Source organism: Pigmentibacter ruber, from assembly GCF_009792895.1.
Classification (GTDB): Bacteria; Bdellovibrionota_B; Oligoflexia; order Silvanigrellales; family Silvanigrellaceae; genus Silvanigrella; species Silvanigrella rubra.
Genome location: NZ_WSSC01000005.1, coordinates 172,728 through 183,398, shown reverse-complemented (window position 1 = coordinate 183,398; position 10,671 = coordinate 172,728). Strand labels below are relative to the sequence as shown.

9 protein-coding genes and 1 riboswitch are annotated in these 10,671 nt (G+C 29.3%); of the genes, 5 read left to right on the top strand and 4 right to left on the bottom strand.

Annotation, left to right across the window (positions count from 1 at the left end; translation table 11 throughout):
- The first annotated feature begins 1 nt into the window (after nt 1).
- Entirely contained in the window at nt 2–985 is a 984-nt protein-coding gene (locus GOY08_RS14505) for an ABC transporter substrate-binding protein (RefSeq protein WP_158999646.1), read from the top strand.
- 222 nt (nt 986–1,207) lie between these two features.
- On the opposite strand, the gene GOY08_RS14500 is transcribed toward GOY08_RS14505, so the two are convergent.
- Together GOY08_RS14500 and GOY08_RS14495 are read right to left on the bottom strand one after the other, a co-directional pair.
- Nucleotides 1,208–1,666, bottom strand: a complete 459-nt coding sequence (locus GOY08_RS14500; protein ID WP_158999645.1) for a hypothetical protein — start codon at nt 1,664–1,666, stop codon at nt 1,208–1,210.
- Nucleotides 1,667–1,965: 299 nt separating this feature from the next.
- On the bottom strand, nt 1,966–2,193 hold the full coding sequence (locus tag GOY08_RS14495) for a hypothetical protein (protein ID WP_158999644.1): 228 nt from the start codon (nt 2,191–2,193) through the stop codon (nt 1,966–1,968).
- A gap of 720 nt (nt 2,194–2,913) precedes the next feature.
- On the opposite strand from GOY08_RS14495, the gene GOY08_RS14490 reads away from it, so the two are divergent.
- From GOY08_RS14490 to GOY08_RS14480, 3 genes are all read left to right on the top strand, one after another.
- Nucleotides 2,914–3,654: a substrate-binding periplasmic protein gene (locus tag GOY08_RS14490; RefSeq protein ID WP_158999643.1), complete on the top strand. Its 741-nt coding sequence runs from the start codon at nt 2,914–2,916 to the stop codon at nt 3,652–3,654.
- A gap of 205 nt (nt 3,655–3,859) precedes the next feature.
- Nucleotides 3,860–5,761: a tRNA uridine-5-carboxymethylaminomethyl(34) synthesis enzyme MnmG gene (gene mnmG / locus GOY08_RS14485; protein ID WP_158999642.1), complete on the top strand. Its 1,902-nt coding sequence runs from the start codon at nt 3,860–3,862 to the stop codon at nt 5,759–5,761.
- 154 nt (nt 5,762–5,915) lie between these two features.
- A complete protein-coding gene (locus tag GOY08_RS14480) occupies nt 5,916–7,100 on the top strand; it encodes a hypothetical protein (RefSeq protein ID WP_158999641.1) in 1,185 nt (394 codons plus the stop codon).
- 70 nt (nt 7,101–7,170) lie between these two features.
- On the opposite strand, the gene GOY08_RS14475 is transcribed toward GOY08_RS14480, so the two are convergent.
- On the bottom strand, nt 7,171–7,860 hold the full coding sequence (locus GOY08_RS14475) for an MBL fold metallo-hydrolase (RefSeq protein WP_158999640.1): 690 nt from the start codon (nt 7,858–7,860) through the stop codon (nt 7,171–7,173).
- Nucleotides 7,861–7,888: 28 nt separating this feature from the next.
- Nucleotides 7,889–8,713: a bifunctional hydroxymethylpyrimidine kinase/phosphomethylpyrimidine kinase gene (gene thiD / locus GOY08_RS14470; RefSeq protein WP_158999639.1), complete on the bottom strand. Its 825-nt coding sequence runs from the start codon at nt 8,711–8,713 to the stop codon at nt 7,889–7,891.
- Nucleotides 8,714–8,749: 36 nt separating this feature from the next.
- Nucleotides 8,750–8,856, top strand: a riboswitch (TPP riboswitch).
- A gap of 152 nt (nt 8,857–9,008) precedes the next feature.
- Here thiD and thiC point away from each other — a divergent pair.
- A complete protein-coding gene (gene thiC / locus GOY08_RS14465; protein WP_158999638.1) occupies nt 9,009–10,664 on the top strand; it encodes a phosphomethylpyrimidine synthase ThiC in 1,656 nt (551 codons plus the stop codon).
- The last annotated feature ends 7 nt before the right edge of the window (nt 10,665–10,671 follow it).

Sequence of the window (10,671 nt, the reverse complement as noted above, 5' to 3'; positions counted from 1 at the left end):
AATGCGTAAATTTTTATTTATTCTTTTTTTTCTCTTCTTCATTAATATAAAAGCTTATGCTGGTGATAAAGATATTGTTATCGTGGAAAGTTATTCACAAAATATAAAATGGGATGTTGACTATGCAAATGAGATAAAGAAAATTTTAGGAAAAGAGTACAAGTTAACTTTTTTTGAAATGAATACTAAAGTACTTCCACCAACAGAACACGAATCTATGGGAAACAAAGCTTGGGCATTAATAGAAAAAATTAAGCCTACTTTAGTTATTGTTGGTGACGATCCTGCTTTGAAATATGTTGGTCCCCCTTTAGAACAACATCAAATAAGAACTGTTTATTTAGGAATAAATGATAATCCAAGAATTTACTTTTCCCAAGAACCTAAATTTGTCACAGGAGTGCTTGAAAGACCGTTGATAAAAAGATCAGCCGCTTATATAAAAAAAATATTACCCAATGCAAAAAAAATGCTAATATTATTTGATAAATCAAGAACATCTCAAATTATAGATAAAGATTTCTTTAATAATCAAAAATCTATTTCAATATCAGATATTACATATGATATTGCACTTATTGATCAATATAGTGAATGGAAAAAAATTATTAATAAAGTTAATAACGAATATGATGCAATAATAATTGGTATTTATTACTCAGTTTTTGAAAACAAAAAATATGTTGATCATGAACAATTAATTAAATGGTCGGAAAAAAACTCGAAAAAACCAATTTTTGCATTTTGGGATTTTGCAGTTGGAAAAGAAAAAGCTATTGGAGGTTTGGTGCTTACTGGTGCTGGTCAAGGAAAAGCTGCTGCAGAAATTGCTTTACAATTGCTAAATGATCCAAAAAAATTACCTAATTCAATATATCCATTGTTTTTACAAGAAGGAAAATTTATTTTTAGTAAAGCTGAAGTTAAAGCTAAAAACATTAACCTGCCGAAAGAAATATTAGACGAAACGACTTTTGTTGATTAGTTAAACTTGGCTTCTTTTTTTTTCAATAAATATGAATCGCAGAATTTTATTTTACTGCTAGTAATAAAATAGTGCGAGTAAAGTAACTTTATTTTGCAATAGAACTTTATTTTAAGCTTAAAATTTATAAAAATGATAATCTATTTCTTACAAAAACATTTAGTACGACGGATAAAAATATTACTTTTTGTGGTTCTATTAATATATTAAAGGAAAAAATATTTAAATATCGTGCTCCTTTTGAAAAATAGAAATATCAATTTTTTCAGTATAATTTGATACTTGAGTTATATTTTCAATATAACTTTTACTTCGATATAATCTACCTTCATCGCTTCCTGTTGAAATAGAGCGTTCAAACATGGGTATTGAATTATTTTCTTTTAATATTGGTAAAGATCTTATATTCTGGATATAATTTACTCTGATTTGTGAGGTTTTAATACTTTTTCCTAAAATATCCTCATCTGAGGATTTTTTCCTTTTCAGTGGATTTTCATTTTCCTGATAATCTTCATCTAAAAGTAATTTTCTTTTGCTAGCTTTTTTATTATTAAAATTTGAATTAATTAATAATGTTGTAATCTCATTGGAAAATAATTTTCCTAAAACAAAATCAAATACTACAATACCATAGGGTCCTTCTTCATCTTGGATTGATGTTAAATAAATATGAATCAATAGAGGAAGCTGTTCAGCAAATTGTAAAGAAGTCTTACTAAAATTTATAGCACCTGTTCCATTAGTCGAAGTAATATAAAATGATTATTAGCTTTTAAAGCATTATTTGCAAATGTTAAATATTCTTATATTCCATTAAGGATTTTTTGAGCATTATCTTCGACCCAACCTAAAGGATGATTATAATCGCTAAATTTTTTAGCAAATACTGATGGGTTATCTTTCGTTTTAAAACCTAGAGGATTATCGATTTTAAAGATATAAATTCATTTAAAAATTCCTTAAAAATCTGAATAACCTCAGAGATCAAACGCTCCATGAGTCAATGTTGGTTCAACATTTGTAGGAAAATCTATTCGAATATTAAAATATCTAATTCCAATTCGAAGTTGTAATTCAAAGTTTCTTTTCAATAACGACATTTTTTTATTTTCGCTTAATTCTGTTAGATTTTTAATTTTTAATTCTTCATAATTAATTATGTCAATTTGCGTTTGAATAGATTTTGATAGTAATCCATTTAACAAAAATACCTTTTTTTAAAAAAGGCAGCACTATCATGAGAGCCAGGAATGGTAACTTGAGATATATATTTTTCTTCATCTAAATACATCATCCACTTTGTACTGAAATGAGACATTTAATTTTAAATGATTGATAGGTTCTGTTGCAAAAACAGTTTTAGTGAGAATAGAGTAACATTCTTTTGTAGTTGTTTGAAGAATTAGAGATAGAATTCAAGTGAAAGCACACCTATAGCATAATTTTAATATTGGCAATACATTAGTTTGTAATGGAGAATGGAAGAAAGGTGAATGGCGTTGTCTATATACCAATCTGAGAACAATTTCGCTCACTCGCAAAGGCAAAAACTTTAGTTTTACCTCTAAAATCGTCTAATTCTACAGGAACATCAATTCGTTTGGTATCATTACATGAATAAAAAATAATCTATATCTAGAGTATTAGCACTCAAGGCAAGAACAATTGGTAAATATTTGAAAAGGTAAAAATACATATTTTTCCTTTGCTAGAAGACTGCAATTCCTTGCTACAATAAATTTATAAATTTAAAAGTAAATTTTCTTAGTTTAAGCGTATTTTAATCTAAATTTAAGAAAAGTACAGAGTTTGTAGTTTTAAATATTAGAAATATAAATAACTGTCATTTTTTTTTCATACATGATTCTCAAAATAAAAATGATAGAATAGTTGAAACTGAATTTTAAGTAAGAGAAAGGACAGGTATGAAGATATCTAAATTTGTTTTTTATCCACTAAGTTTTCTTTTAGCTTTGGTTATTAATTCTGTGACTTTTGCAGCAACCAAAATTAAATTAGTCACAGAAAACTATCCCCCATTCAATATGGAAGAAAGTGGAAAAATAGTTGGCATGTCCACTGATATTCTAAAAGAACTGTTAAAAAGAGAAAATATTGAATATAGCTTAGAACTTTTCCCCTGGGCACGTTCATATAAAATGGGCATGGAAGAAAAAGATACTGTTGTTTATTCAACTACAAGAACACCGGAAAGAGAAGCTCTTTTCAAATGGGTTGGCCCCTTAGTTTCTAATGACTGGGTATTTTTTGCAAAAAAAGGAAGCTCTATAAAAATTAATAGCTTAGATGATGCCAGAAAGTATTCTGTAGGAGGATACAATGGTGATGCAACTTCTGAGTTTTTACTAAAAGAAAAGTTTGAAAAAGGAAAAAATCTTCAGCTCGCAACAAATGATAAGCAGAATGCATTAAAACTTGAAGCTGGTAGAATAGATCTTTGGGCCACTGGTTCACAACTCGGACCTTGGATTGCCAAAACTGAAAAGACTGGAAAAGTTGTTCCACTTTATACATTCAAAAAGACTGAAATGTACGCAGCTTTTAACAAGGATTTTGACGCTGCTTTAATTAAAAAATTAAACGACACTCTTGATAAAATGAAAAAAGAAGGATTTGTAAATAAGGTGTATGATAAGTATAAGTAATATATGGATTAATTTCTCCAATCCCTCTTACTCTTCATTTTTTCTATTTTATTTCTCAATATGATTAAATCTTTTTTATTTCTTTTTCCCTCTTTTGAATAACCCTTGTACGGTAACAGATTTACGGGTAAGAAAAGGAGCTGCTCAGGCATTTTCCTGTTTTTAAGAAACAAGCTATTCAAATGATTGGTAAGAGGTTCATAAAATGCGTTCATTAAAATATGATGTTGTCGTTGTTGGTGGTGGTCATGCTGGCTGTGAAGCAGCTTTGGCAGCTGCCCGTATGCAGCAAAAAACACTTCTCATAACAATGAGTATCGATCGCATTGGCCAAATGTCTTGCAATCCCGCTATAGGTGGTACAGCAAAAGGTCATTTAGTTAAAGAAATCGATGCGTTAGGTGGAGAAATGGGGGCTGCTATTGATAAAACAGGTATCCAATTTCGTATTTTAAATAAAAGCAAAGGTCCTGCTATTTGGTCTAGCCGCGCACAAGCAGACATGGATTTATACCGCAGTTATATGCGCAAAACCTTAGAAGATACTGATAATCTTGATATTTTACAAGATACTGTTGCGTCTTTACTTATTGAAAACGATCAAGTTCAAGGTGTAAAAACAAATCTAGACCAACTTATCCATTCAAATTGTGTAGTATTAACAACTGGAACTTTTCTAAATGGGCTAATTCACATCGGCGAAAGAAGAATTACTGCAGGAAGAGCAGGTGAACCTGCCAGTATAGAACTTGCAGAAGCTCTAAAAAACTATGGTTTTCAAGTTGGAAGAATGAAAACTGGTACAACTCCTAGACTAGATGCGCGCTCTATTGATTTTAGCAAACTAGAAAGACAAGATAGCGACCCTGATTTTGTACCATTTAGCATGCGTACTAAAAGTATGCCGCAAGAATTAGTACCTTGTTACATTACTCACACAAATGAAAAAACTCATGAAGTTATTAAAAACCATATGCATTTATCTCCACTATATAGTGGAATTATTACAGGCATTGGACCACGTTATTGCCCAAGTATTGAAGATAAAGTAGTTAAATTCCCAGATAGATTAAGTCATCAAATTTTTATTGAGCCAGAAGGATATCAAACACATGAAATATATCCAAATGGAATCAGTACAAGTCTTCCAATTCATGTTCAGGAAGCTTTTTTGAAAACCATTCGTGGTTTTGAAAATGTTGTCATTATGAAGCCTGGTTATGCTATTGAATATGATTATGTTCAACCCACTGAATTGCATCCTACATTAGAGACTAAAAAAATTAGTAATTTGTATTTTGCTGGACAATTAAATGGTACGACAGGCTATGAAGAAGCTGCTGCACAAGGATTAATTGCTGGTATTAATGCTGCGTTAAAAGCACAAAATAAACAACCTTTTATACTAAGTCGGGCAGAAAGCTATATTGGAGTTTTGATAGATGACCTTACTACTTTAGGCACAAACGAACCATACCGTATGTTCACAAGCCGAGCTGAAAATAGATTAAAATTAAGAGAAGATAATGCAGAAGCACGTCTAACAAATTACGGAAAAGAACTTGGGCTTATTTCTGATTCAATCTATGCTGAATTTAAAGAGAGAATTGACAAAATTGAATTTGAAAAAACACGAATTAAAAATATTTGGTTAAATCCCACACCTGAATTCAATTCTAAATTAGCAGAATTTGGTCTACCAGAATTATCTAATAATGTTACTTTAGAAGCTTATTTAAAGCGTCCAGAAACAAATATTCGTAACTTAAGAGAAGCAGGTCTTGTATCTAATTTTGATTTAAGAATACTTAGATGCCTTGAAATAGAAGTTAAATATGATGGTTATATTAAACGGGAAGAAGTTTTAAGTGATAAATTAAAAACTTTTGATCATGTTTGGATTCCTAAAGAATTCAACTATCATTCCGTAAGCGGATTATCTAGAGAAGTTGTTGAAAAATTGAAAAAGCATAACCCTAGCACTCTAGGTCAAGCTTCAAGAATTAGTGGTATAACCCCTGCTGCAGTTACTTTATTACATACTATGATAGATAGAGAAAGAGTTATTAAAAAAGCGCCAATTATGAACGAAGTATTTCCAAATTAATGAAGTAGGTTTATATTAACTATTAACTTAAAAGATTAAGTCTCTACTAAATTCAACTATATAGTTACATAAAATTTGATATTTTTTTCCGCAAAATAATCCTAGAAAATTTCAATACTTTAATATAAATAAAATGATACTTTTGGAGGCTATTTTGACTAAAAATATTGATATCAAAAGAAATTTATCATTTACAAATTTTTGTCATTATGTAAATAATAATGATATTATCATTCTAGGAGAAAATCATTCTGAAAGTTCACCTGCTTTTAATATACTTATAGATTATTTTTCATATCTTTTTTCAAAAAATGAAAATATTGATTTCAGTGAATATTGTATTTTTTTAGAAGGTTTACCTAGATATTATAACAAACCAAATCAATTGCCTGAAATTATTTCTTCGCATCAATTTTTTTCATGGATATTTTATTACTTTGGAATAAATATTCATGGATTAGAGCATGAAAATCATCTCAAAGAAAGAATTGAAACCGCTAAAAAAGCCGTGTTACATAAAAAATCTATTAATACAAATCGAAATTTTAACCAAGTTTTAAATGATAGGGATGATGAATTCACTAAAAGAAGCATAATGACTAAAAGAATCCTAAAAAGTAATGATTTTTCAGTAAGTATAAATCAGGTTTTATCAAATAGAAATTATAAAAAGGTATTTATTATTTGCGGCTCTATTCATGGAATAGACATGCAATTTAACTTTGATAGATATATACTAGAAAACACGTTTTTTGGAATTAATGTTAACAATAGTAAGTTAAAAATAATCAAACTTCTTTTTGATGAATTAAAAGAAAGTAAAGCATTAAAAATAAATGATGATTTCAATTTAAATAAAAAAATAAAATTAGAAGACCCCATATCTCTTCCCAAGAATTCTAATTTAGCATACAAAGGTTTTTATGATACTATTATAAATTATCCAGATGCAAGAAAAAATTTAACTTTTTTAGTTTTTAATAAATTATTTGCTAGTTATCTTTGGAACTACAAAATAATGAGTACATTTTTTGATTCTAATATCTATGAAATAAAAACTTTTTATGAAATTCAGCAAGAAAGAAAAATTGTAATTTATTCTCTTCCAAAAATATTTGTTGAAAATAAAAATCTTTATAACACTATTTATAAATACAAAATAGCAAAATTAATAGAAAAAAATGAAAAATATTTTAATCTAAATTACTTAAAAGATTGGAATCCAATTCCTGATAGGGGATTAGTTCTAAGAACAACAAACAAATTACTAGATAGACAAAAACAAAATCATATAAATTTTATTCCAGAAAAAAAGCGTAAAATTAACATTTTTAAATAATTTTCAATATACCTTTAACTTTAAATATGAATTTTTATATTAATATTATTCTGTTTAATTTATTTCAAAATTACAAATATCCTCCAATTATGTTTGCAGGAACAGACTCTTTTATTTTTTTAGGAGGGGGTAGATTCCAAGAATTAAGTTCTGCACAAAACTTTGAAAAATCTGGAAGTAACTTTAGAACTTTATTACTTATTAATTCTTCTCTTATATTTGATACAAACCTATTATTATAATCATGTCCAGGATAAAGTAAAGTATCCAATGATAATTTGCTAATTTTAGTTAACGAATCAAACATATCTTGATTACTTCCTTGCTGAAAATCAGTACGTCCGCATGAGCCTATAAATAAACAATCTCCAGTACACAATCTATTCTCATCAATTAATAAAGACATAGAATCATTAGTATGCCCCGGAGTATGAATAATTTTTATTGATGTATTTCCCACCATTATTATTTCATTATCCTGCATTTTTTTAGCTTTATATTGAATCTCAGCTTTATTGCTTATGACAGCAATCGCTGCTGGGTATTTTTTTTGAAGTAAATAAATTCCTGTGATATGATCAGCGTGAACATGAGTTTCTATAATATATTTAAGAATTAAGTTATTTTTCTCGATAAACTGAATATATTCATCTACATTTTCACGAACAGAATCTATAATAGCAACTTCATTTTTATCTCCGGTCAAATACGTATACGTTGAACTTACTTCATCTTTAAATTGTTTAAATATAAAACTCATAAATTCCTCACAAATTAAGTAACAATAATTAAAAATGACAAACTGGTCCAATTCCATTGCCAATTTGGAATAAAGCGCCTTTTTTTATACATTGAAAAATATACTCTTTTGCAAAGATAAACGCTTTTTCAATATTTGCTTCATTAGCTAATTGAACAGCTAATGCGGCCGAAAAAGTGCAACCTGTACCATGTGTATTTTGACTTTTAATTCTTTCTGTTTCAAGCCAAACCTTTTTAATTACATTTTTTTCCTTCATAACTAAACAATCAGAACTATAAAATTCTGAAGAAAAATGCCCCCCCTTGATTATCACAGCTTGCATACCAAAACTTAAAAGATCTTCCCCTGCTTTTTCCATATCATTTTTTGTTGAAATTGAATAACCTAATAAATATTCAGCTTCTGGAATATTAGGGGTAATAATATTTACTATAGGAAATAAGTTTTTTTTCATACTTTCAATAGCTTTAGGTGAAATTAATTCGTAATTATTTTTTGATAACATTACTGGATCTAAAATAACATTTAGACATTTGTATTTTTTAAGGCATTTAGCAACACTCTCAATAATTTCTTCTGAAAAAAGCATTCCAATTTTTATTGCATCTGTTCCAATATCATTAAAAATTGAATGAAATTGTTCAGTAATAAACTCAGGAGGAATTTCATATATTGATCTCACACCTAAAGTATTTTGCGCTGTTAATGCAGTAAGAATGCTCATGCCATAGCATTCAAAGTTTTGAAATGTTTTTAGATCTGCTTGAATTCCTGCACCTCCGCTACAATCAGAACCTGCAATTGTTAATAAACGCTTGTATTGTTTAAATGTAAAATTTTTTTCTCGCATCTGGACATCCTTCTAAGGAACAGTTATACGTGCATCGGAGATCACCAGGGGAGTCCTTTACGGACTGAGATTGCTTTTATGAGCTAGACTCTTGGAACCTGATCTGGATTATACCAGCGTAGGAAGAGTGATAAGAATTGTTAACACACGTATTTTTCCAAAATTCCATAATGTATGCACACACCTATTTATGGAATATGTCCTCGTTCAATTTTTTAATTAAACATTTTTTTCACTCAAAATCTATTACTACTGCTGGATTTCAAAATATTTTTTATTTTAGAGGAATCCTAGTATGGAATTATTTGCAAATATTAACACTAATGATCTTTTTAAAGATAGACCCCAAAGTAAAAAAGAATATATAAGAAGTAATTTATTTTCAGATGTTAAAGTTCCATTTCGTGAAATTTCTTTAACAGGTAATAAACAAAAAGATAAACCACAACATTTATTTGTTTATGACTCAGCAGGAGCTTACTCTGACAAAGATATTAACATTAATATTTCAGAAGGTCTTTTACCAATTAGAAAGCAATGGTTATTAAATAGAAAACCTTTGCAGCAATGTTCTACACAAATGGCTTATGCAAAAAAAGGAATTATAACTGAAGAAATGGAATTTGTTGCAATTCGTGAATCCAATCAAAATTTGCATTTAAGAGAAGAAAATTTGGAAAGAGAAAATAGATTAAATAAAAATTTAGCAAATTCACCTTTACCTAAAAAAATTACTCCAGAATTTGTACGAGATGAAATAGCAAAAGGTAGAGCAATTATTCCTGCGAATATCAATCATCCAGAACTAGAACCTATGATAATAGGAAGATCTTTTTATACAAAAGTAAATGCTAATATTGGAAATTCCGCTATTCAATCTTCTATAGAAGGAGAAATTGAAAAGTTACTTTGGTCGTTACGTTGGGGTGCTGATACAGTAATGGATCTTTCAACAGGTAAAAATATTAAAGAAACTAGAGAATGGATTTTACGAAATTCACCAGTTCCTATTGGTACTGTTCCTTTATATCAAGCTTTAGAAAAAGTTGGAGGAATTGTAGAAGATTTAAACTGGGAAGTATTTAAAGAAACAATTCTTGAACAAGCTGAGCAAGGTGTAGATTATTTTACGATTCACGCAGGAATATTACTCCCCTATGTTTCCTTAACTAAAAATAGAATGACAGGAATTGTTTCTCGAGGCGGAGCAATTATGGCTAGATGGATGACAAAACATCATAAAGAAAATTTCTTATATACCCATTTCAATGAATTATGTGAAATTATGAGATATTACGACATTTCATTTTCATTAGGAGATGCACTGCGCCCTGGTTCAATAGCAGATGCTAACGACGAAGCACAATTTGCAGAATTAAAAACTTTGGGAGAGCTCACTAAACAAGCTTGGTCATTTGATGTGCAGACGATGGTTGAAGGACCTGGCCACATCCCAATGCATTTAATTCAAGAAAATATGGATATGCAACTCAAACATTGCCACGAAGCTCCTTTTTATACATTAGGACCACTGACTACAGATTTTGCCCCTGGCTATGATCACATTACAAGTGCAATTGGTGCTGCACAAATAGGCTGGTATGGTTGTGCCATGTTATGTTATGTTACACCAAAAGAGCATTTAGGCTTACCAAACAAAGATGACGTAAAACAAGGTTTAATAGCATATAAAATTGCCGCACACGCAGCTGATTTAGCAAAAGGTCATCCAGCAGCAAGAGCTTGGGATGATGCTTTGTCTTATGCAAGATTTCATTTTCATTGGGAAGATCAATTCAATCTTGCGTTAGATCCACAAACAGCAAAAAATCATCACAATGAAAGTTTACCTGAAGAAAGAAACTTACATACACCCTATTGCTCTATGTGTGGACCTCGTTTCTGCTCAATGCGTATTAGTTCTCAAATTTATAATACAAATCAAAACTAAAGGATAA

Coding starts and splice junctions, on each gene's coding strand:
- GOY08_RS14505 (WP_158999646.1), top strand. CDS start 2: ATGCGTAAATTTTTATTTATTCTTTTTTTTCTCTTCTTCATTAATATA.
- GOY08_RS14490 (WP_158999643.1), top strand. CDS start 2,914: ATGAAGATATCTAAATTTGTTTTTTATCCACTAAGTTTTCTTTTAGCT.
- mnmG (WP_158999642.1), top strand. CDS start 3,860: ATGCGTTCATTAAAATATGATGTTGTCGTTGTTGGTGGTGGTCATGCT.
- GOY08_RS14475 (WP_158999640.1), bottom strand. CDS start 7,860: ATGAGTTTTATATTTAAACAATTTAAAGATGAAGTAAGTTCAACGTAT.
- thiD (WP_158999639.1), bottom strand. CDS start 8,713: ATGCGAGAAAAAAATTTTACATTTAAACAATACAAGCGTTTATTAACA.
- thiC (WP_158999638.1), top strand. CDS start 9,009: ATGGAATTATTTGCAAATATTAACACTAATGATCTTTTTAAAGATAGA.